Genomic DNA, 20,870 nt, shown 5'->3' with positions numbered 1-20,870 from the left:
GATAGACAGCGTCACCGTTCTTCGCGAGCAGGCTCGCTCCCACATTTGGAATGCGTTTCCCTGTGGGAGCGAGCCGGCTCCGGGCGGCGTTCCGACGAAAGCGGTGGGTCAGCAACGTGGTTTTTTAGCCCAGCAGTTCGCGCAGGCGATACCAGAACATGCCGAGGGCCAGCAGCGGAGAGCGCAGCATGGGCCCACCGGGAAAGGTCATGTGCGGCACGGCGCTGAACACGTCAAAGCCCTGACTGTGTCCGACATGGATCGCTTCGCCCAACAGCTTTGCGCACCAGTGGGTTACGTTCAGGCCATGACCGGAGTAACCCTGGGCGTAAAACACGTTCGGGTGCTGGCTCAAGCGCCCGACCTGCGGGAAGCGATTGGCGGAGATGCCAATCTTGCCGCCCCATTGATAGTCGATGCGCACGTTGGCCAGTTGCGGGAAGACCTTGAGCATGTGCGGGCGCATGTAAGCTTCGATGTCCGCCGGATCACGCCCAGAATAATGACAGGCGCCGCCGAACAGCAAGCGTCGGTCCGCCGAAAGCCGGTAGTAATCCAGGCCAACTTTCTGGTCGCAGAGCGCCAGGTTATGCGGGATCAATTGCGCTGCAACGTCGGGCGCCAACGGCTCGGTGGCGATGATGTAGCTGCCCGCCGGGAGGACCTTGCCGCTCAGTTTCGGTTCGAGCTCTTCCAGGTGAGCGTTGCACGCCAACACCAGGCTGCCGGCGCGCACCGTGCCGCCGGCACAGCGAACCTGCACGGTGCTGCCATGGATCAACTCCAGCACCGGGCTCTGCTCGAAGACCCGTACCCCAAGAGATTCGGCTAGCCGCGCTTCGCCGAGCACCAGGTTGAGCGGATGCAAATGACCGGAGCCCATGTCGACCAGACCACCGACATACACGCCGGAGTTCACCACTTGCTGGCGGATCTGCTGCGGCCCGACCAGGCGTGTTTCATGGGCGTATCCGGATTCGGTCAGACCTTCTTGCTCGGCCTTCAATGCGCTGAATTGCGCCGCCGTGTTGGCCAGTTCGCAGAATCCCCAGCGCAGGTCGCAATCGATGCCGTGTTCACGGATGCGATTACCCACGAGCGCTACCGATTCGACACCCGCACGCTCAAGGTAACGCACGCCTTCCTCACCGACATGACGGGCGAAACCTCTGACGTCATGGCCGATACCGCGGATCAACTGACCGCCATTGCGCCCGCTGGCGCCCCAACCGATTCGCCGCGCCTCCAGCAAGATCACCGAGAGTCCGCGCTGCGCCAGTTCGATCGCCGTGTTGACCCCGGTGAAACCACCGCCGATCACACAGACATCGGCTTCAAGATCTGCGGCCAGCGTGGGGTAGGGCGCCATGCCATTGGCCGACGCCGCGTAATAGGAGCGAGCATGTTCGTTGCTGTACTGATTCATTGGTTGGACTTCACTTTGCTCCAGGAGCGGGTCATCAACCGCATGATCGCCTGGGGCGGGGTGGTCGAAATGTAGAGCTTGTCGAGGACTTCCTGTGGAGGGTAAACCTCAGGATTGTTGACCAGCTCAGGGTCCATGTCTTGCTTGGACGCCGGGTTCGGGTTGGCGTAACCGACCGACGCGCTGACCTTGGCAATCACTTGCGGGTCCAGCAGGTAGTTGACGAAGGCGTGCGCTTCTTTCGGGTTGCTGGCATCGGCGGGAATCGCCAACAGGTCGAACCACAAGTTACTGCCTTCCTTGGGAATCGCGTAGGCGATGTTCACGCCGTTCTTGGCTTCCTTGGCCCGGTTCGCGGCCTGGAACACGTCACCCGAGTAACCGAAAGCCACGCAGATGTCGCCGTTGGCCAGGTCCGACACGTACTTGGAGGAGTGGAAGTAGGTGACGTACGGGCGGATGCTCAACAGCTTGGCTTCAGCCTTTTTGTAATCCTCAGGATTTTCGCTGCGAGGGTCCATGCCCATGTAATTGAGGACCGCCGGGAACACTTCATCGGCCGAATCCATCATCGACACGCCGCACTGACTGAGTTTCTTCAGGTTCTCCGGTTCGAAAAACACCGCCCAGGAGTCGATGCGGTCAATGCCGAGCACTTGCTTGACCTTGTCGACGTTGTAGCCGATGCCGTTGGTGCCCCACAGGTACGGGACCGAGTGTTCGTTGCCCGGGTCGTTTTTCTCCAGCAGTGCCAACAGTTTCGGGTCGAGGTTCTTGAAGTTGGGCAGCTGCGAACGATCGAGCTTCAGGAACGCGCCGGCCTTCACCTGGCGGGCGAGGAAGTGGTTGGACGGCACCACCACGTCATACCCCGTGCGGCCGGCGAGCAATTTGCCCTCCAGGGTTTCGTTGGAATCGAACACGTCGTAGATCACCTTGATCCCGCTTTTCGCCTGGAAGTCGGCGAGGGTGGTCTCGCCGATGTAATCGGTCCAGTTGTAGACGCTGACCGTTGGCTGAGCCTGCGCCTGCGCAACGGCGCTGAACACTAACGCCAGTGCGACCGGAACCACGGATTTCAATAGACGCATTCGACACCTCTTTGAGTTATTGGATTTTTCAGGCGTTTCTTTGGTGTTCTGACGGCCGCCTTCGCGAGCAGGCTCGCTCCCACATTTGGAATGCTTTTCCCTGTGGGAGCGAGCCTGCTCGCGAAGAGGCCCGTGCGGGCAAATCAGGTTTCAGACGCTCAGCAGCAGAAACTCACGCTCCCACGAGCTGATCACCCGTTTGAAGTTCTCGTGTTCGGCGCGCTTGACCGCCACATAGCCGCGGACGAATTTGCTGCCCAGATAACGCCCGATGGTTTCGCATTCTTCCATCTGCGTCAGGGCGTCTTCGATGGTGATTGGCAAGCGCAGGTTGCGACGTTCGTAGGCACGACCTTGCACCGCCGCGCTCGGCTCGATGCGCTCGACCATGCCCAGATACCCGCACAACAGGCTCGCGGCGATCGCCAGATAAGGGTTGGCGTCGGCCCCCGGCAAACGGTTTTCCACGCGCATCGCGTCCGGCGTGGAGGTCGGCACACGCAGACCCACGGTGCGGTTTTCTTCGCCCCATTCGACGTTCACCGGCGCCGACGTGTCTGGAAGGAAGCGGCGGAACGAATTGACGTTGGGCGCAAACATCGGCAGCACTTTGGGGATGTACTTTTGCAGGCCGCCGATGTGGTGCAGGAAAAGCTCGCTCATCTGCCCGTCGGCATCGGCAAAGATCGGCTGGCCGGTGGCGATGTCCACCACGCTCTGGTGGATATGCATGGCGCTGCCGGGTTCATCGCCAATCGGTTTGGCCATGAAGGTCGCGGTGACGTTGTGCTTGAGCGCCGCTTCGCGCAGGGTTCGCTTGAACACGGTGATCTGGTCGGCCAGATCCAGTGCGTCGCCGTGACGGAAGTTGATTTCCATCTGCGCGGGGCCGTCTTCGTGGATCAAGGTATCGAGGTCCAGGCCCTGAAGTTCACACCAGTCGTAAACGTCTTCAAACAGCGGATCGAATTCGTTGGCCGCGTCGATGGAAAACGACTGTCGACCACTTTCCGCACGGCCCGAACGGCCCAGCGGTGCCTTGAGCGGCAAGTCCGGATCTTCGCAGCGCTGGGTCAGGTAGAACTCCATTTCCGGCGCGACAATCGGCCTCCAGCCTTTGTCGGTGTACAGCTGCAGGACTTTTTTCAGCACGTTGCGCGGCGACAGCTCGATCGGGTTGCCGAACTTGTCGAAGGTGTCGTGAATCACGATCGCGGTGGGCTCGATGGCCCATGGAATCACGTAAACCGCGTCGGAGACGGGCTTGCACACCATGTCGATGTCAGCCGGGTCGAGCAGGTCGTAGTAGATGTCGTCGTCGACAAAGTCCCCGGTTACCGTTTGCAAAAGCACACTTTCCGGCAGGCGCATGCCTCGCTCATGCAGGAACTTGTTGGTAGGTGCAATTTTGCCGCGTGCAATGCCAGTCAAGTCGCTGACCACACACTCGACTTCGGTAATCTTGTGATCTTTCAGCCACGTGAGCAGCTGATCGAAAGGGACATTCATAAAGACCTCGTTATTGGTTTTATTAACGCCGGGGAGGCTGGTTTCATCCACCACACACTTCCCCTGTGGCGCGTTGGCGACTATCTTGGGCGAGCCTTGACGTTCCATCTATCCACTTTCAGCAGCACCAAAACGCACCAAACGAGTGCGTAAGGTCACCCATGACAACGTGCAATCCCCTGCAAGTCCAAGCGTTCAACACCGCCGACGTGGCCGAGCAAATCCGCGCCACACCGGGTTGGGTGCAGCATTACCAGCAAATGTCACCGGGGCATTTCGCCGGGCGCGTGCGCTACCTGGACCTGCAAGGCGTGGAGATTTACGAGGAACAGATGAACACCCGGGTCGAACAGAACTTCAGCGCGCCCGAAGGTGCGCTGGCGTTCTGTTTCGATCGAAGCGACAACGCGCTGTACGTGTTGAATGGCGAAAGCCGCAACATCTGGATCACCCCGGAGAACTACCAGGAAATCGCCGTGGTGTTCGGTCCGGAGTTCGTGCAGCGTCACGGTTTGAACGTGGCCAGGCTCGAAGGCCTGTTCATGGCGCCGCTGAACTCGGGACAGAACGCATTGTTCAGTCGCTGGCTCAGCGGGACGTTGACCCGACTGGCGCAGACGCTCGATCCGCCGAGCAAGGAGGCATTGACCCAACAGTTGCTCGAAGACTGCCTGTACATCCTCGACAACGCGTGTGTGTGCCTTGATCGTGGAGGTCTGCAGCGCCGCGCCGAAGAACGATCGGTGATGAAGCGCATCGGTGAGTGGGCGGCTGATGCCCCGGAAGACACCCTGAATCTGCTGGAGCTTTCGCAGGTCGCCGGGGTTTCACTGCGGCAGTTGCAGCATGCGTTTAAAGCCTATACCGGGATGACCCCGACCCATTGGCTGCGCTTGCGCCGACTCAACAGCGCACGCCGCGAATTGCTCAGCCGCACGGCGATGGACACCACCGTTGCCGAAGTGGCGATGCACTGGTCGTTCTGGCATTTGGGGCGATTTTCCAGCAGTTATCGGGCGTTGTTCAACGAACTTCCCAGTCAGACGCTTGCCCGCAAACCCTGTGGTGCAACAGGTCGCGGGTAAGCCCGGACACGTCAACGCGGCTTTGTGGCTTTCGCCGATTTGCTGTTGCCAGGCATGTGCAGATAAGCCATCACGCTTTCGGTCAGTTCGGTCGCCAGCTTGACGGCTTCCTTGTTGCGCGCCATCACGCCCGCCACCAAGCCTTCGATCAAGGCGAGCACCGCGATGTTGGAACTGGTCAATACCGGATGGTCGGCGGGAGCAAACAGCACATGTTCGGCAATGCTGGTGAGCGGCGAGGCGGGTGAATCGGTGATTGCCAGCACCGTGGCGCCACGCTCATTGGCGAAACGGGCGAGTTGCAGGGTGTCGAGGGAATAGCGCGGCAGGGAGATCGCCAGCAACACATCCTGATCGGTAATGGCGGCCAGACGGTAAGCAGCGTTTTCGTTGCCGCCCTCCATGCTGATGGCGGTGGCGTCCGCGCAGAAGGGCATCAGGGTCGAGGCGGCGAGGCCGGCGAAGTAGACGCTGTTGCCAAAGCCCAGGATGTAGATTTTGCGCGCTGTGGTCAGGCGCGTGACGAAGGCTTCAAAGGTGTCTGCATGGTTGTTGGTCGCCGCCGTGGCGAGGTTGCTGCTGGCGCTCTGGATTTGCTCATGCAGGCCAAACGCGCCGCCGGGACGATGCGCCAGTTCGTTGCGCAGTTTGTCGACCGGCGACACCATTTGCTGCAACGTCGCGACCAGTTCGGCCTTCATGCCGGTGTAGCCACCCAGGTTCAGGGCCTTGGCCAAGCGGTTGACCGCGGCTGGCGAGGTGGACGTTTCGTGGGCCATCTCCTCGATGGTCAGCGTCGCGGCCTTCAGCGGGTGACGCAGGATAAAGTCCGCCACCTTGCGCAGTGACGGCTGCAAATCGCCAACGATCTCCGCCAGTTTGCGCATAACCGGTGCGGCATAGACCGTAGTGTTTTTCGATGGGGTCGGCATATCCGGCTCAACATTTCCTGAGGGTTGGAGAAGGGGGGACACAAGGTTGGCTGGAGTGTATCCGAAGCCAACCGTTGGTGTGCAGCGCTTGCCAAGGGTCAAGACCAGTCAGTTAAGCCATAACGCAGTCCGTGTAGCAGCTGCCGAAGGCTGCGTTCGGCTGCGCAGCAGTCGTGAAATCAGGCGGTGCGGTTCTTCAGGATTACCTCGCGGTCAGGTTTAACGACTGCTGCGCAGCCGAACGCAGCCTTCGGCAGCTGCTACACGGACTGCGTTATGGTCGGGTTATTTCAAGCTCCCCGCCAGAAACTGCTGGAGCCGTTCGGACTGCGGGTTGACCAGCACTTCGCGCGGGTCGCCACGTTCTTCGACCTGACCCTTGTGCAGGAACACCAGTTGATTGGAAACCTCGCGGGCAAAGCCCATTTCGTGGGTCACGACCACCATGGTGCGGCCTTCGAGGGCGAGGTCCTGCATGACTTTCAGCACTTCACCGACCAGCTCGGGGTCGAGTGCCGAGGTCGGCTCATCGAACAGCATCACTTCCGGTTCCATGGCCAGCGCGCGGGCAATCGCCACACGCTGCTGCTCGCCACCCGACATATGGGCCGGCCAGGCGTCCATCCGGTGCGCCACGCCGACTTTGTTCAGGTAGTGCTCGGCCTTTTCCCGGGCTTCTTTCTTGCTGATGCCAAGCACATGAACCGGGGCTTCCATGACGTTTTCAAGGGCGCTCATGTGCGACCACAGGTTGAAGTGCTGAAACACCATCGACAGCCGCGAACGCATGCGTTGTAACTGTTTGGGTTCGGCCGCCTTGAGCCCGCCGAGTTTGTTGGTCACCAGTTTGAGTGGTTCACCATTGAGCACGATATTGCCCGCGTTGGGCTGCTCCAGCAGGTTGATGCAGCGCAGGAAGGTGCTTTTGCCTGAGCCGCTGGAGCCAATGAGGCTGATTACATCACCGGCTTTCGCCTCCAGGGACACGCCCTTGAGCACTTCGTGGGTGCCGTAGCTTTTGTGTAGATTCTGAACTTCAAGTTTGTACATGGTTTTTATTCTCTGGAATCAGTCGCTGAGCAAGCGGCCTTGGCGAATAGGCGTGCTGCCGGCCACTTTGGCTAGCCACAAACCGGGTTGGGCAAAGCGCAGGCGTTCACGGGCATAGAGGATGCCTTCAGTGCTGGCGCACACCACGCTGTGGCGATCGGTCAGCGGATCAATCACTTCGAACAGCGGATCGCCGACCTTGACCCGGGCGCCCAGCGATTGCAGAAAACTCACCACCCCCGGGTGCGGCGCATAGGCGTACTGCGCACCGGCGAACGGCGTCGCTTCACAGCAACCGGGTGGAGCGACAGGCCAGTCACCGCTGATCAGGCCCTGCTCGGCGAGATAGCCGAGAATGGCATTCGCGCTATCGACGCATGGCTCGCGTTCGGTGTCGGCCATGCCACGCAATTCAATCGTGGTGGCCACACACGCCAGCGGAATATTGGCTTCAGGAAAACGTTCGGCCAGACGTAACCAGGACATCGCGCAGGCTTCGTCGAAAGCGTTGCCGCCAGCCTCTTCGGCCAACAGAGCGGCACCAGCGCCCAGACGGGCGGCCAAAGAACGCAAGCGCGGCCAGTTTTGCGGCATGGCGTAAAGCAACATAATCGACTCGAAGTCGCAGTGCAGGTCCAACACCAGATCGGCGTCACAGGCATGCTGCAGCAACAGGCGGCGCAGGCCATCGAGTTCCGATGTCGGTGCCGGCAAGTCAGTGAGGACAACGCTCATGGCGCGGCGGATTAACGCAATGTTGGCGTCGGCATCGTCTCCCAGTTTTCCTTCCAGTAGCGGCACCACGGCGTCGGCCAGCTCAGGGAAGTCGCGATTGAAGTTCTTACCGCTGGAGAACTCGAAGCGCCCCTGATGGGTGGCCTGGAACATCTGTGCGATACCGATCGGATTGGCCATCGGCACCAGCTCGATTACCCCGGTCAGTCGGCCTTGTTCTTCCAGTGCCTGCAAACGGCGCTTGAGCTCGACAGCGACGCGCATCCCCGGCAACTCGTCGGCATGCAGTGAGGCCTGGATGTAGGCTTTGCGCGGTCCGCTGCCGAAACGAAACAGCGACAGTTTCCGTTCAGTGCCCGAGGCACTCCACGGCAACAGGTATTGAATGTGCTCCATAAAAGCTCCTTAGTGCTTGCGCGGTGCCAGATACGCCAGCCAGCGGCGCTCGGCCAGCTTGAACAGGCGAACCAGGATGAAGGTCAGGGCCAGGTAGATGAGGCCGGCCGTGATGAACGCCTCGAACGGCAGATAGAACCGAGAACTGACCGTACGCGCGGCCCCGGTGATGTCCACCAGGGTGACAATCGATGCCAGGCTGGTGGTTTGCAGCATCATCAGCACTTCGTTGCTGTATTGCGGCAACGCCCGGCGCAAGGCTGACGGCAGCAGAATGCGGCGGTACAGAGTGAAGCGTGACATGCCCATGGCTTTGGCGGCTTCGATCTCGCCGTGGGCCGTGGCCTTCAAACTGCCGGCCAGCAGTTCCGCGCTATAGGCACTGGTATTGATCGCAAAGGCCAGGCAGGCGCAAAAGGTTGCACTGGACAGGTACGGCCAGAGCGCGCTTTCACGTACTGCGGCGAACTGCGCCAGGCCGTAATAGATCAGAAACAATTGCACCAGCATCGGCGTGCCGCGAATCACGTAGGTGTAGAGCCAGGCCGGGAAGTTGATCAGGGGCGATCGGGATACCCGCATCAATGCCAACGGAATCGCCAGCACCAGGCCGAAAGCCAGGGAAATCAGCAGGACTTTGAGGGTCAACAAGGCGCCATTGAAATACAGCGGCAGGTTTTCCCAGATCAGGTTGTAGTCAAGAATCATGGGGGCTCCCAATCACAATTCGGCGGCTTTGATGCCGACCGAGTAGTGTTTTTCCAGATAGCGCAGCACCAGCAATGACACGCTGGTCAGCATCAGATAAAGCGCCGCCACCGCGAGGAAAAACGTAAACGGCTCATGGGTGGCGTCCGCTGCGTTCTTGGCTTTGAACATCATGTCCTGCAAGCCGATCACCGAGATCAGCGCGGTGGATTTGGTCAGCACGAGCCAGTTGTTGGTGAACCCCGGGATGGCGAAACGAATCATCTGCGGCACCAGAATCCGCCAGAACACCTGGCCGCCACTCATGCCATACGACACACCGGCCTCGGCTTGACCTTTAGGGATCGCCATAAAGGCGCCGCGAAAGGTTTCCGACAGATAGGCACCAAAAATGAAGCCCATGGTGCAGACACCGGCGATAAAGGGATTGATGTCGATGTAGCGGGTGTAACCGAGCGCCAAGGCGATGCGGTTCACCAGATCCTGGCCGCCGTAGAAGATCAACAGGATCAACACCAGGTCAGGAATACCGCGAATCAGGGTTGTGTACCCTTCGCCCAGCATCGCCAGCCATTTGAGCGGCGACAAACGAAAAGCCGCGCCGACCAGACCCAAAGCAATCGCCATGCTCATGGAGGTCAAGGCCAGGTTAATGGTCAGCCAGGCGCCATCGAGAATGCTCGATCCGTAGCCGTGAAGCATGATGAAGTTCCTCAAACGAGCGCCGTGAGGCGCGCGAGACAAGCCCAAAGCGGCGCCCGCAAGGGGCCGGCGCCAGGGTTTCGGGTAAAGGCTTATTCGCCGTAGATATCGAACGCGAAGTACTTGGCCATCACTTGCTGGTACTTGCCGTTGGCGCGGATGGCGTCGATTGCCGTACTCAGGCGCGCAACGTTCACGCTGTCGCCTTTGCGCACCGCGATCCCGGCGCCTCGACCGAAATATTTCGGGTCGTTGATGTCCGGCCCCACCAGTGCGAAGCCTTTGCCTGCGGGCGTTTTGATGAAGCTCTCGTCGGTGTTGACGATGTCGGCGAGCGTCGCGTCCAGGCGACCCGACGCCAGATCGAGGAAGGCTTCATTTTGTGAGCCGTAGCGCACCACTTCGACGTCGGCTCTTTCAAGCTGCTCGGTGGCGAAACGGTCGTAGGTCGATGAGCGTTGCACCCCGACTTTCTTGCCCTTGAGATCAACCAGCGGGTCGTTGATCACGTTGCCGGCCTTCATCGCGAACTTGCCTGGCGTGTGGTAGTACTTTTTGCTGAAGTCGACCGACTTCATACGGTCTTCAGTGATCGACATCGACGACAGCACGGCATCGATCTTGCGCACTTTCAATGACGGGATCATGCCGTCGAATTCCTGGATGACCCACTCGCATTTGACCTTCATTTCTTCGCACAGGGCGTTGCCGATGTCGTAGTCGAAACCACTCACGTTGCCCTCCGGCGTCTTGAAAGAGAAGGGCGGGTAGGCGGCTTCGATACCGATACGCAGGCTGTCTTCGTCGGCGTGTGCCAGCAAGCTTGCGGCGCACAGTGCCAGAGCACCTAGAAGTTCTGTCTTGTTCATATTGTTGACTCCTTGGAGGGCGTTGGGGTGGTACAGGCCATCCGATCTGGCACGGTGGATCAGTCCTGATGATTTTGCGTGGCTATAAATGACATGAATTATTTCATTTTGCAACTCTGTGAAAATAAACGTATCAGTCGATGGCGCGCAAATTCACAGCGATCCCGTGTGATCACGAGTACGTTCAGGCGCCAGGCAGGCTACTGACGGGCATTATGCGGGAGGTACTGGCTTGGCCAATTCGATGCCAGCCGCACCCAATCGCTTCAGGATTTCAAAGAGCAGATCGCTCTTGGTCGTACTGACAATCCTTGGGCTGCTGACATAGCCGGTGATGGTTAACGTGATGCCTTCAGGGCTCAGATTGCTGAATCGAACAACGGGGGCGGGTTTGTCGAGGATGGTTTCATGTTCGCAATAGGTGGTGTACAGCAGGGTTTTGACTTGTTCGGGGTCGATATCCAGAGGGAACACCAGCTCGAGTGTGGCCACCCCTTGGGCGCTACCGCCCATGGTCACATTGCGCAGGTTCTGGGAAATAAGCTGGGAGTTGGGCACGATCACGATCGAGCGATCACTGAGTTGTATCTCGGTGGCCCTGACATTGATCCGCCGGATATCGCCTTCGACCCCGCTGATGCTGATCAGGTCGCCGACCTTGACCGGACGCTCGGTAAGCAGGATCAACCCGGACACGAAGTTCTTGACGATCTCCTGCAAGCCGAAGCCGATCCCCACCGACAACGCACTGACGATCCAGGCCAGATTCGTCCATTTGACGCCCAAAGAAGATAACGCCAGCAGAATGACCAGTACGTACCCGATATTACTGAACAAGGTGCTCAGCGACGCCCCCATGCCGGGGTCCATATCGGTTTTCGGCAGGAACTCGTGATCCAGCCATCTGCGCAGCGATCGAATCAGGTAAATACCGATCAACAGCGCGAGAACCGCATTCAACAGATTGCCCGGAATGATATTGAGCTTGCGCAGGCCATCGCCGCCGAGGATCGCTGAAACCCTGTCAGTCAGTTGGCCAAAGGTCGCTCCAATCCCCCCCACAAACGTTGTAATCACGGTAATTAACAGTAAGGCCGCTCTGCCAATACCCGACACAACAACCTCGATTTGTTCAAGCCGTACGTCACCGATACCCAGCAGTTGTTTGATCGCCTTGCCACTTGGGTGCCTTGGCGAAAACAAGTAATCACACAAGTCTCTGAACAACTGCGTCAGCAAATAGAAGCTGGCAATAACGATATAGAGCCAGACAATTTCGTAAGTGATGAATCGGGCCAGGGAGATGTAACCGACCAGCAGGCCAAAAATCGAGATCAAAACGGCGATACTGATGCCGGTATAAATCAGGCCCGCCAGCGTAGTACCTGACTCAGGGAGTTCCCCGGCAATGACCATCGCCCGGCGGGTTTTACTGACGCGTAGCAACAACGCACCGATAATCAAGATGACGACTAATGACACGACGCCCCGGCTGAAGAGAACCACCTGGGAACTCATCCCCGTCGCATTGGTGACTTGTACCAGCGAGATGAGTATCAGCATTGATCCGGCCAGCAGCGCCGGAAAAGGGCTGATCGAAACCGCCACTTCATCGGCGATGCCAGGTAATCGCCATGAGGGATTACGTTTAGACAGCAGGGCCCGACTCAGGCCGATAATCAGGGCGCAGGCGTAAGCGACTTTCTCGACATCGTCGAAGTAACCTTGCAGTGGCTGCGGCAATGGTTCAAGCCGGGTCGCCGCAGCGGAGATGAGCTGTATTGCGCAACCTGCGCTCAACAGCGTGGCGAGTACTGTCGCTATCGCCAATGAACTTCTGCGCAGGCGACCTTCAGGTACTCGATGGATGCAGATCCATGTCAAACCACGCTCAGCCAGTCTTCGCCCCGGCGTCCAGAAGGCCAGGGCCAGCAATAACAACGTGACGGTCACGGCACGCCGGCCGGGTTGCCAGACGGACTGAATGACACTGTTAGACTGGTCGATCAAAAATGTCAGACGGTTTTTATCCTCCTCCAGTGGAGAAAACAGCGGTAACCAGAATCGGGGGTTGAGGAGGCTGGCGGTGCGCTGGGTCAGTTCGATTTCCAGTTGGGTGCGCCGCATGCTGGCAATCTGAGTGATGAGGTTAGTAGCGCCTTCTTTGATGGCCTGCAGTATCTTGAGATCGCCATCCACCTTGTCTTTTTGTGCAGTGAGGTAAGACCTCTGTTTCACCAGATCGGACTTTTCCATGGCCACGCTGGTGGCGGATGCCGTCCCGAGCACACTGAGTTGCGCTTGCAATTGCGCCTGCTCGGGAAGTAACACGGCCGCCAACTTGTCCGCATCACTGAAGAGCAACTGAACGTTGTCCTGAAAGCCCATCAACTGGGTGTAGTTACTGGTCAGTGATACCTGCTGTTTAAGGTTGTCCAGCCTTAATTGCAGTGCTTCCAGATCGTTTTTTGACACCGTAGCGGTAGCGCTGGCCTCACCGTTACTTAAGGTGTTGGGTAGTTCATCCGCCGACAGCTCGCCGATGTTCGCCCCCATCAGCGCAAACACAACGAATATGAGTAATTTCAATGCAGGACGCATAGGCATGCCTCCAGCGGCTTTAGCCATTCAGGTTAGGTCATGGCATGTGCTGGCGCGAAAAATAGTTCCGCGATGCGCGCGATTGTTCTGAATACGCAAACACTGAAGTCGCCGAGAATGGAATTGTTGGCGTAGTGACGGGCTTGTAGCCTCCATTACGCCGAACACTACGATTTGCCAACGATCGAGTGGAGCCCAAGCCAGGGCTCACCAAGACAGACGCTTCAACGTCATACCTTGCTTTCGGACTTCCGCCCCCTCGGGGGTTTGGCGCCTAATAAAAATAAGGAAGGCAGGTATGAGTATTCGTGCATGGGTTTGCGCAGCAACCCTGTTCGCCCCCGTTCTGGGTGCCAACGTTTTGTTTCCATCAACGGCTTCGGCGGCGGACGACCCGATGGGCTCGCTGGTTCGCGGGGTGTTCGGCGATAGCCTTGAGCGCGAACATGGCATCAAGGTCTACGGCTGGGGCCAGGTAGGCGTGACCTACAACAACAACGGCACGGATGACGTCAGCAAGCAGAGCTTCTTCACCTCCGACGAAGGTGTAAACCTCAACCAGTTCGCCCTGGCCGTGGAGAAAAAACCCAAGAGCAATGTGGTCGGTCGTGTCGGACCGTTTCCCGGGCCCATGCCGCAAGAGGCTGACTGGGGCTTCAACGTCACGGCGCTGTACGGCAAGGATGCGCGCTTCTTCAAGACCTATGGCTGGGACGAGGACCTGAGTGTCAATCGCGACAACAAGGCCGAAGACGAAGCGTTCACCGTCGCTCAGGCGTATGTCGATTTTTACTTCCCGGTGCTCGGCGGTTCGGACCTGATGATCGGGATTTTCCACACGCCGCTGGAAAATGAAATCGGCTTCGCCTTGCCATCCCCGGCACCGAGCGACTTCTACTCGCACACCTATTCCTTCATGCACGGCCCGGCCAAGCATGCCGGTGCGCTGTACTCGTTCAAACTGCCCTCGGCGCCCGGGGAAAGCATGCTGGGCTTCGAACTGGGCGTAGTGCAGGGCTGGAACAACCTGCAGGACCCCAACCATGACCCGGATGTGATCGCCAACGTGCGTTGGCGCTCGGCGGATTTCACCACCTGGGTTGACTGGGAAAACATCTACGGCAACGGTGCCGGTGACAGCTTCGCCGACTGCAGTTGCGGATCGCCATTGCCGGCCGGCACCAAGGATGACGATTACAAGCGCCTGGCCTCTTACCTGACCTTGTCGCAAGTGCTCGATCCGAACAACCGTGTGGCGCTGGAGTTGAATTACGGCAAGCAGGAGCAGGGCGCTTTCGCCGGGTTTGCCAACAAAAACGATGCCACCTGGTACGGCACCGACATCAACTGGTATCACAAACTTAGCGAAACCCTGATGTGGAACAGCCGCGCCGAGTGGTTCTACACCGATGCACCGGTGCACGTGATGATGGCCAACATCGACCCGCACACCGGGATTCCCGACCCGACCTGGGGCAGTTTCTACGGTGTGACCACCAACCTGGCCTGGACGCCGACACCCAACGTGCGCCTGCGACCGGAATTGCGTTACGACATTCATTCCGGCCCCGGCCGCGATGCCTATGCCGATGGGCAAAAGGACTCGCAACTGGTCGCTTCTTTCGACGTCAGCTTCTTTTTCTAAACCGCCCACTTTCGCAAAGCACCTGACCCTGCGTGTTGGCTCAACCCACACGCTGCAACCGTGTTCGTCCGGGCTTTGCCGATACGCAGCCGCTTTGGAGTACTCCATGACAGACAACAACGATAAAAACCTGTTTGGCCGCGACGTCTCGCGCCGTGATTTCCTGCGCAGCACAGGCGTTGCTGCCGGCGGTGTGGCGCTGGCGAGTTTGCCGTTCAACTTTGCGCTGGGTAGCGAGCGGGTGATCAAACTCGGTTATGTCAGCCCGCAGACCGGGCCATTGGCCCCCTTTGCGGCCGCTGACAACTACATCATCGAATCGCTCAAGCAGGTGTTGAAGAACTCCATCAACGTGGCCGGCAAGGCGTATCGCCTGGAAGTCATCGTCAAGGACAGCCAGTCCAACCCTAATCGCGCAGCGGAAGTGGCGAGCGAGCTGATCCTGTCTGATCAGGTCGACCTGATGCTGGTGTCGTCGACACCGGAAACCACCAACCCGGTCTCCGACCAATGCGAAATCAACGAGATTCCGTGTATTTCCACGGTGGCGCCATGGCAGCCGTGGTTCTTTACCCGCGGTGGTAAGCCGGATCAGGGGTTCGAGTGGACCTATCACTTCTTCTGGGGCCTGGAGGATGTGATCGGCACTTACAGCGCCATGTGGGGCGCGATGCCGTCGAACAAGGTGGTCGGCGGTCTGTTCCCCAACGATGGTGACGGCAATGCCTGGGGCGATCCGAAACTGGGGTTTCCACCGGTGTTGGCGCAAAAGGGTTTCCAAGTGGTCGATCCCGGCCGCTTTCAAAGCTTGACCGACGATTTCTCGGCACAGATCGCTGCGTTCAAGAAGGCCGATGTCGAGATCGTCACCGGTGTGGTCATTCCACCGGACCTCACCACCTTCTGGACCCAGGCTCGCCAGCAGGGCTTCAAACCCAAAGCGGTGTCGGTCGGCAAGGCGCTGCTGTTTCCCACGGCGGTCGAAGCGCTGGGCAAGGCCGGCAACAACCTGTCGACCGAAATCTGGTGGAGCCCGACGCACCCGTTCAGCTCTTCATTGACCGGCGGCAGTGCCGGGCAGTTGGCCCAGGGCTTCACTCAGGCAACCGGCAAACAGTGGACTCAACCGCTGGGTTTCGTGCATGCCCTGTTCGAACTGGCGGTGGACATCCTCAAGCGCACTGAAGAAGTCGGTAACCCGCATGCGGTACGCGATGCCTTGCTCAAGACTGACCTCAACACCGTGGTCGGGCCGATCAGCTGGAAAAACGGACCGGTGAAGAACGTCGCCAAGACGCCTCTGGTCAGCGGCCAATGGCGATTGGGCAATGACAACAAATACGACCTGATCGTGACCAGCAATGCCACCGCACCGGCGATTCCACTGGGCGGCGACATGCAGGCCATTACGTACTGATGACTCGAAAAGAAACGGGTGCACCATGCAACAGCCACTTCTGCAAATGAACGATGTGCACAAGAGCTACGGCTCGGTGAAGGTCACGGACGCGATGAGCCTGACCCTGCAGCCGGGTGAAGCCCTGGGCATCATCGGTCCCAATGGCGCGGGTAAAAGCACGCTGTTCAACCTGATCGCCGGGGGCGTGGGAGCCGACAGCGGCACGATCCATTTCGAAGGCCGTAACGTCACTCGTGAGCCAGTGTTCAAACGTTGTCAGCAAGGCATTGGCCGCTCCCATCAGATCCCGCATCCGTTCGTGAAAATGACGGTGTTCGAGAACTTGCTGGTCGGTGCGACCTACGGGGCGCGATTGCGCGACAAGGAGGCCAGCCAATGGTGCGCGCAGACCCTGGAACTGACCGGCCTGATGCGCAAGGCCAACGTCCTGGCCGGCTCGCTGACACTGCTCGACCGCAAGCGTCTGGAAATGGCTCGCGCGTTGTCGACCCAACCGCGGCTGCTGTTGCTGGATGAAATCGCCGGGGGCCTGACCGAACCGGAATGCCTGGCGCTGGTGGAAACCATTCAGGGCATTCACAAGGCCGGCGTCGCCATCATCTGGATCGAGCACATCGTGCATGCCTTGCTGGCGGTCGTCAGCCGTCTGACGGTGATCAACTTCGGCGCCAAACTGGCGGAAGGCGAACCGCGCAGCGTGATGGCCGACCCCAGGGTCCAGGACATTTATATGGGCATCGGGAGCTGAATATGTCGACCCCTTCAAACCTGTTGTCCATCGAAAAACTCTGTGCCGGCTACGGCGACTTTCAAGCCCTGTTCGATATCAGCCTGACCCTTGAGGCGGGCGAAACCGTGGCGATCATCGGCTCCAACGGCGCGGGCAAATCGACATTCCTGCGCTCGCTGGCCGGGCTGATCAAAAACCAGCCCGGCGCAATCACCTTCAAGGGGCAGGCGATTGGTGATCTGGCGGCGAATCGGGTGCTCGAACGTGGCATCGCTTTGGTGCCGGAAGGCAGAAAGCTGTTTCCTTCGCTGAGCGTCGAGGAAAACCTGTTGATCGGTGCTTACAGCAAACGCCCCGGCCCTTGGACGCTGGCACGGATCTATCAGCTGTTTCCGGTGCTGGAAAAACTGCGCAAACGCCCCGGCACCGCGCTGTCCGGCGGCCAGCAGCAAATGGTTGCGATAGGCCGGGGCTTGATGGCCAACCCGCATTTGCTGTTGTGCGACGAGATCAGCCTGGGCCTGGCGCCGACCACGATCAAGGACATCTACGCCGCGCTGCCCTCGATCAAGGCCGACGGCACCACGGTGATTCTCGTCGAGCAGGACATCAATCAGGCGCTGAGTGTCTGTGACCGTTTCTATTGCTTCCAGGAAGGGCGCGTGTCCCTGACCGGCCGCCCTGGGGATGCGGACAAAGCGCAAATCAAAGCCGCGTATTTCGGGATCTAGTTATGGAATGGCTCAATACTTTGCTTCAGGGCATGTTGCTGGGTGGCCTCTACGCGATGTTCGCAGTGGGGCTGTCGCTGATGTTCGGCATCATGCGCCTGGTCAATATCGCCCATGGCGACTTCATCGTGCTGGCGTCGTACCTGGCGCTGATGGTGGTCAATCATCTGGGGTTCAGCCCGCTGGCAAGTTTGCTGCTGGTGGTGCCGCTGATGTTTTGCTTCGGCTACCTGCTGCAACGGTTGTTGCTCAACCGAACGCTGGGCCAGGACATCCTGCCGCCGCTGCTGGTGACCTTTGGTTTGTCGATCATCGTGCAAAACGTACTACTGGAGTTTTTCAGCGCAGACAGTCAAAAGCTGTCTCAGGGTGACCTTGAAGTCGCCAGTGTCGGCTTCGGCAGTTTGAGCGTGGGCGTCATGCCGCTGATCGTGTTTTGCAGTGCGTTGCTGATCATCGGTGGTCTGCAACTGCTGTTTTACAAAACCGCACTGGGCCGGGCGTTTCGCGCCACTTCCGATGACCAGCACACCGCGCGGCTGATGGGCGTCAACAACGCGCATATCTTCGGTCTGGCCATGGCGCTGGCGATGGCCGTGGTGTCGATTGCCGGGGTGTTTCTGGCGATTCGCACCAGTTTCGATCCCACGGTGGGGCCGGCGCGTCTGTTGTACGGTTTCGAAGCGGTGATCATCGGCGGGTTGGGCAGCCTGTGGGGCACCCTGGCCGGCGGGGTGATTCTCGGCGTCGCCCAGGCGCTGGGCGCAAAAATCGATCCCGGCTGGCAAATCCTCGCCGGTCATCTTGTGTTTCTGCTGATCCTGGTCGTGCGCCCGCGTGGCCTGTTCCCCCGGAGTGTCGACTGATGAATGCCTTGAACAATCCCGCGCTCAGCTATCGCGTACAACGCACGAGTACCAGCAGCATGATCGGGCTGTCATTGCTGGGTGTCTGTGTGTTGGTGTTGATCAGTGCGCCATTCTGGGCGGATCGCTCAAGTTTGCGACTCGTGGTGGAGTTCGCCTATTACCTGGCCCTGGCGCAAATGTGGAACCTGCTGGCGGGTTACGCGGGCATGGTCTCGGTCGGACAGCAGGCGTTCGTCGGCCTGGGTGGGTATCTGCTGTTTATGTTGGCCACCCGGTTGGGTATTCCGCCGTTGTTCGCGGTCCTGCTCTCGGGCGTGCTGGTCGCGCTGTTGGCGATTCCCACCGCCTTGATTGTGTTTCGGCTGCGCGGTGCCTACTTCGCCATCGGCACCTGGGTGGTGGCAGAAGTCTTTCGCCTGGGGCTGGCACAGATGAGCAGCCTCGGTGGTGGTTCCGGGCAAAGCCTGCCGGCGGCGATTGTGCGGCAGATCGGCAATGACCGGGACGAGCGCGAGATGCTGATCTACTTCACCGCTCTGGCCATCGCCATTGCCGCCGTGGCGGTGGTGTTCTTTGTCCTGCGTTCGCGACAGGGCCTGGCCTTGGCGTCGATTCGCGATTCCGAGCCGGCGTCCGGCAGCCTGGGGGTCAACACCTTCCGTACCAAGTTGATGGTGTACGTGCTGGCCGCCGGTTGCACGGGCGTGGTCGGGGCGCTGATCTTCCTGCAAAAACTGCGAATTTCCCCGGACGCGGCGTTCAACCTGCAGGACTGGACGGCGGTGGTGATCTTCATCGTCATCATCGGCGGCATCGGCACCCTGGAGGGGCCTTTGATTGGCACGCTGATCTACTTTGTGTTGCGCGGCTGTCTGGCGCAGTACGGCGCCGTGTACATGATCATCCTCGGCGTGGTCGCGGTGGTGATGATGCTCAAGGCGCCGCAAGGGGTGTGGGGGCTGATCAGTGAACGCCTGGGCTGGCAGGTTTTCCCCATGCAGCGACGGTTGTCTGTTCAAAGCGACAAATAGCGCGCGGTCAGGGATGTGGAGTGCGAGGGGCCGACAGGCTAACCTCATTGTTCCTATAAGAACAAAAACGTCAGTTAAGCCTTCGTAGCAGCTGCCTTGTGGCGAGGGGATTTATCCCCGTTCGGCTGCGAAGCAGTCGTGAATTCAGACAACGCGGTGCATCAAATAGACCGTGCGTTCAGGTTTTACGACTGCTTCGCAGCCGAACGGGGATAAATCCCCTCGCCACAGGGCAGCTGCAAAGGGTGCGATTGGTTAACTGACTGGCATCATCCAGAGAGCCTGCCCCATGGATCGTTTACTCAGTGTCGAAGCTTTTGTGCGTGTTGCCGAAACCGGCAACTTCGCCAAGGCGGCTCAGCAATTGGGCGTGACCCGTTCGGTGATCACTCACCGCATTCAACAGCTGGAACAGTTCATCAATGCGCCGTTGTTCCACCGCAGTACGCGGCATGTCCGGCTCTCCGAAGTGGGCGAGACGTACTACAAGGAGTGTGCGGACATGGTCGCGAGTTTCAACTCGCTGACTGAACACATGCGCGAGTTGCGCGCCAAACCCACCGGCAAATTACGCGTGCAGATGCTGCCTGGCTTTGCCATCGGTCACTTTGGCAGGATGCTCGCCGAGTTCACGCGGCTGTACCCGGACATTGAGGTCGACGTCATCGTCAATGACCGGGTGGTGGACCCGATCGAAGAAGGCTTCGATGTGGCGTTCCAGATGTTCCCGCCGATGGCGGAAACCCTGATCGAACGCAAGTTGTTCAGCGTTCGCCGGTTGTTCTGCATGTCACCCGATTATGCCGCCGAGTTCGGTATGCCCAAGCATCCGCAGGAGCTGCTGCAACACAAAATCGCCTTGTACGAAGGCTATCCGTCGCGCAACCGCTGGATCTTCACCGGCGAGCACGAGCAGGTGGAGCTGAGCCTGCCGGGGCAGGTACGGTCGAATTCGGTTCATTTGCTGCGCGACTACGCGTCGACCGGGGTCTGCATTGTGTGTTTGCCAACGTTGGTGGCCAGCGATGACCTGCTCAGCGGTCGACTGATTCCGGTACTGCCGGAGTACGCATTGTCATCCTTCAATTTCTCGGCGGTGTATCCCGCCACCCAGCGCCGGGCCTTGAAAGTGCGCACGCTGATCGATTTCCTGGTGGAAAACTTCGGTGACGAACCGTGCTGGGACAAACCCTTGCTGGAGCGTGGCTGGGTACGCTGAGCGGCACGGTTGCCCTATCAGTGTTTGCGTTTCGCAAACACTGTTGTCGCCGGCTCTCTAATTGTTCCCGCACGAGCTGCGACGTACTGTTGGCTCACTGTTACTACAACAACAAAACGGT

Annotated in this window: 18 protein-coding genes; 8 read left to right on the top strand and 10 right to left on the bottom strand. The window is 59.2% G+C overall.

What is annotated here, in order from left to right; translation table 11 throughout:
- Positions 1-124 precede the first annotated feature (124 nt).
- The 3 genes from ACYZTW_RS17310 to ACYZTW_RS17300 form a co-directional block, all read right to left on the bottom strand.
- Positions 125-1,426: an NAD(P)/FAD-dependent oxidoreductase gene (locus tag ACYZTW_RS17310; RefSeq protein ID WP_462001030.1), complete on the bottom strand. Its 1,302-nt coding sequence runs from the start codon at positions 1,424-1,426 to the stop codon at positions 125-127.
- The gene (locus ACYZTW_RS17305; RefSeq protein WP_462001029.1) at positions 1,423-2,517 is read right to left on the bottom strand and encodes a polyamine ABC transporter substrate-binding protein; all 1,095 of its coding nucleotides are present in this window, start codon (positions 2,515-2,517) and stop codon (positions 1,423-1,425) included. The genes ACYZTW_RS17310 and ACYZTW_RS17305 overlap by 4 nt, the downstream gene beginning before the upstream one ends.
- Before the next feature lie 150 nt (positions 2,518-2,667).
- Positions 2,668-4,026 (bottom strand): glutamine synthetase family protein, encoded by a 1,359-nt coding sequence (locus ACYZTW_RS17300; RefSeq protein WP_282378368.1) that lies wholly within the window; start codon positions 4,024-4,026, stop codon positions 2,668-2,670.
- Between the two features lie 161 nt (positions 4,027-4,187).
- Here ACYZTW_RS17300 and ACYZTW_RS17295 point away from each other — a divergent pair, with 161 nt between their 5' ends.
- On the top strand, positions 4,188-5,111 hold the full coding sequence (locus ACYZTW_RS17295) for a helix-turn-helix domain-containing protein (protein WP_462001028.1): 924 nt from the start codon (positions 4,188-4,190) through the stop codon (positions 5,109-5,111).
- 11 nt (positions 5,112-5,122) lie between these two features.
- Here the strand turns inward: ACYZTW_RS17295 and ACYZTW_RS17290 are convergent, their stop codons facing one another.
- From ACYZTW_RS17290 to ACYZTW_RS17260, 7 genes are all read right to left on the bottom strand, one after another.
- On the bottom strand, positions 5,123-6,043 hold the full coding sequence (locus ACYZTW_RS17290; RefSeq protein ID WP_462001027.1) for a MurR/RpiR family transcriptional regulator: 921 nt from the start codon (positions 6,041-6,043) through the stop codon (positions 5,123-5,125).
- A gap of 285 nt (positions 6,044-6,328) precedes the next feature.
- Positions 6,329-7,093 (bottom strand): ABC transporter ATP-binding protein, encoded by a 765-nt coding sequence (locus ACYZTW_RS17285; RefSeq protein WP_462001026.1) that lies wholly within the window; start codon positions 7,091-7,093, stop codon positions 6,329-6,331.
- 18 nt (positions 7,094-7,111) lie between these two features.
- Entirely contained in the window at positions 7,112-8,224 is a 1,113-nt protein-coding gene (locus tag ACYZTW_RS17280; RefSeq protein WP_462001025.1) for a succinylglutamate desuccinylase/aspartoacylase family protein, read from the bottom strand.
- 9 nt (positions 8,225-8,233) lie between these two features.
- On the bottom strand, positions 8,234-8,932 hold the full coding sequence (locus ACYZTW_RS17275; protein WP_429510000.1) for an ABC transporter permease: 699 nt from the start codon (positions 8,930-8,932) through the stop codon (positions 8,234-8,236).
- A gap of 12 nt (positions 8,933-8,944) precedes the next feature.
- The gene (locus ACYZTW_RS17270) at positions 8,945-9,634 is read right to left on the bottom strand and encodes an ABC transporter permease (protein ID WP_462001024.1); all 690 of its coding nucleotides are present in this window, start codon (positions 9,632-9,634) and stop codon (positions 8,945-8,947) included.
- A gap of 92 nt (positions 9,635-9,726) precedes the next feature.
- On the bottom strand, positions 9,727-10,503 hold the full coding sequence (locus tag ACYZTW_RS17265; protein ID WP_462001023.1) for an ABC transporter substrate-binding protein: 777 nt from the start codon (positions 10,501-10,503) through the stop codon (positions 9,727-9,729).
- A 213-nt stretch (positions 10,504-10,716) separates the two neighbouring features.
- A complete protein-coding gene (locus ACYZTW_RS17260; RefSeq protein WP_462005778.1) occupies positions 10,717-13,104 on the bottom strand; it encodes a DUF3772 domain-containing protein in 2,388 nt (795 codons plus the stop codon).
- A 298-nt stretch (positions 13,105-13,402) separates the two neighbouring features.
- Here ACYZTW_RS17260 and ACYZTW_RS17255 point away from each other — a divergent pair, with 298 nt between their 5' ends.
- From ACYZTW_RS17255 to ACYZTW_RS17225, 7 genes are all read left to right on the top strand, one after another.
- On the top strand, positions 13,403-14,749 hold the full coding sequence (locus tag ACYZTW_RS17255; protein WP_462001022.1) for an outer membrane beta-barrel protein: 1,347 nt from the start codon (positions 13,403-13,405) through the stop codon (positions 14,747-14,749).
- 106 nt (positions 14,750-14,855) lie between these two features.
- Positions 14,856-16,166, top strand: a complete 1,311-nt coding sequence (locus ACYZTW_RS17250) for an ABC transporter substrate-binding protein (RefSeq protein WP_462001021.1) — start codon at positions 14,856-14,858, stop codon at positions 16,164-16,166.
- Positions 16,167-16,191: 25 nt separating this feature from the next.
- Positions 16,192-16,917, top strand: coding sequence for an ABC transporter ATP-binding protein (locus tag ACYZTW_RS17245; RefSeq protein WP_462001020.1), 726 nt, complete (start codon positions 16,192-16,194; stop codon positions 16,915-16,917).
- Positions 16,918-16,937: 20 nt separating this feature from the next.
- Complete coding sequence (locus tag ACYZTW_RS17240) at positions 16,938-17,630, top strand: ABC transporter ATP-binding protein (RefSeq protein WP_462005777.1); 693 nt, start codon at positions 16,938-16,940, stop codon at positions 17,628-17,630.
- Between the two features lie 2 nt (positions 17,631-17,632).
- Positions 17,633-18,496: a branched-chain amino acid ABC transporter permease gene (locus ACYZTW_RS17235; protein ID WP_462001019.1), complete on the top strand. Its 864-nt coding sequence runs from the start codon at positions 17,633-17,635 to the stop codon at positions 18,494-18,496.
- Entirely contained in the window at positions 18,496-19,530 is a 1,035-nt protein-coding gene (locus tag ACYZTW_RS17230; RefSeq protein WP_462001018.1) for a branched-chain amino acid ABC transporter permease, read from the top strand. Before ACYZTW_RS17235 ends, ACYZTW_RS17230 begins: the two co-directional genes overlap by 1 nt.
- A gap of 289 nt (positions 19,531-19,819) precedes the next feature.
- Complete coding sequence (locus ACYZTW_RS17225; protein ID WP_462001017.1) at positions 19,820-20,749, top strand: LysR family transcriptional regulator; 930 nt, start codon at positions 19,820-19,822, stop codon at positions 20,747-20,749.
- Positions 20,750-20,870 lie beyond the last annotated feature (121 nt).

The organism is Pseudomonas sp. LB3P25, from assembly GCF_054897985.1.
The sequence above is the reverse complement of the archived record's forward strand: the minus strand, read 5'-3'. Positions and strand labels throughout refer to the sequence as shown.

What these genes read in the sequence shown, in the direction of transcription:
- ACYZTW_RS17310 (WP_462001030.1), bottom strand. Translation starts at nt 1,426, where the DNA reads ATGAATCAGTACAGCAACGAACATGCTCGCTCCTATTACGCGGCGTCG.
- ACYZTW_RS17305 (WP_462001029.1), bottom strand. Translation starts at nt 2,517, where the DNA reads ATGCGTCTATTGAAATCCGTGGTTCCGGTCGCACTGGCGTTAGTGTTC.
- ACYZTW_RS17300 (WP_282378368.1), bottom strand. Translation starts at nt 4,026, where the DNA reads ATGAATGTCCCTTTCGATCAGCTGCTCACGTGGCTGAAAGATCACAAG.
- ACYZTW_RS17295 (WP_462001028.1), top strand. Translation starts at nt 4,188, where the DNA reads ATGACAACGTGCAATCCCCTGCAAGTCCAAGCGTTCAACACCGCCGAC.
- ACYZTW_RS17290 (WP_462001027.1), bottom strand. Translation starts at nt 6,043, where the DNA reads ATGCCGACCCCATCGAAAAACACTACGGTCTATGCCGCACCGGTTATG.
- ACYZTW_RS17285 (WP_462001026.1), bottom strand. Translation starts at nt 7,093, where the DNA reads ATGTACAAACTTGAAGTTCAGAATCTACACAAAAGCTACGGCACCCAC.
- ACYZTW_RS17280 (WP_462001025.1), bottom strand. Translation starts at nt 8,224, where the DNA reads ATGGAGCACATTCAATACCTGTTGCCGTGGAGTGCCTCGGGCACTGAA.
- ACYZTW_RS17275 (WP_429510000.1), bottom strand. Translation starts at nt 8,932, where the DNA reads ATGATTCTTGACTACAACCTGATCTGGGAAAACCTGCCGCTGTATTTC.
- ACYZTW_RS17270 (WP_462001024.1), bottom strand. Translation starts at nt 9,634, where the DNA reads ATGCTTCACGGCTACGGATCGAGCATTCTCGATGGCGCCTGGCTGACC.
- ACYZTW_RS17265 (WP_462001023.1), bottom strand. Translation starts at nt 10,503, where the DNA reads ATGAACAAGACAGAACTTCTAGGTGCTCTGGCACTGTGCGCCGCAAGC.
- ACYZTW_RS17260 (WP_462005778.1), bottom strand. Translation starts at nt 13,104, where the DNA reads ATGCGTCCTGCATTGAAATTACTCATATTCGTTGTGTTTGCGCTGATG.
- ACYZTW_RS17255 (WP_462001022.1), top strand. Translation starts at nt 13,403, where the DNA reads ATGAGTATTCGTGCATGGGTTTGCGCAGCAACCCTGTTCGCCCCCGTT.
- ACYZTW_RS17250 (WP_462001021.1), top strand. Translation starts at nt 14,856, where the DNA reads ATGACAGACAACAACGATAAAAACCTGTTTGGCCGCGACGTCTCGCGC.
- ACYZTW_RS17245 (WP_462001020.1), top strand. Translation starts at nt 16,192, where the DNA reads ATGCAACAGCCACTTCTGCAAATGAACGATGTGCACAAGAGCTACGGC.
- ACYZTW_RS17235 (WP_462001019.1), top strand. Translation starts at nt 17,633, where the DNA reads ATGGAATGGCTCAATACTTTGCTTCAGGGCATGTTGCTGGGTGGCCTC.
- ACYZTW_RS17230 (WP_462001018.1), top strand. Translation starts at nt 18,496, where the DNA reads ATGAATGCCTTGAACAATCCCGCGCTCAGCTATCGCGTACAACGCACG.
- ACYZTW_RS17225 (WP_462001017.1), top strand. Translation starts at nt 19,820, where the DNA reads ATGGATCGTTTACTCAGTGTCGAAGCTTTTGTGCGTGTTGCCGAAACC.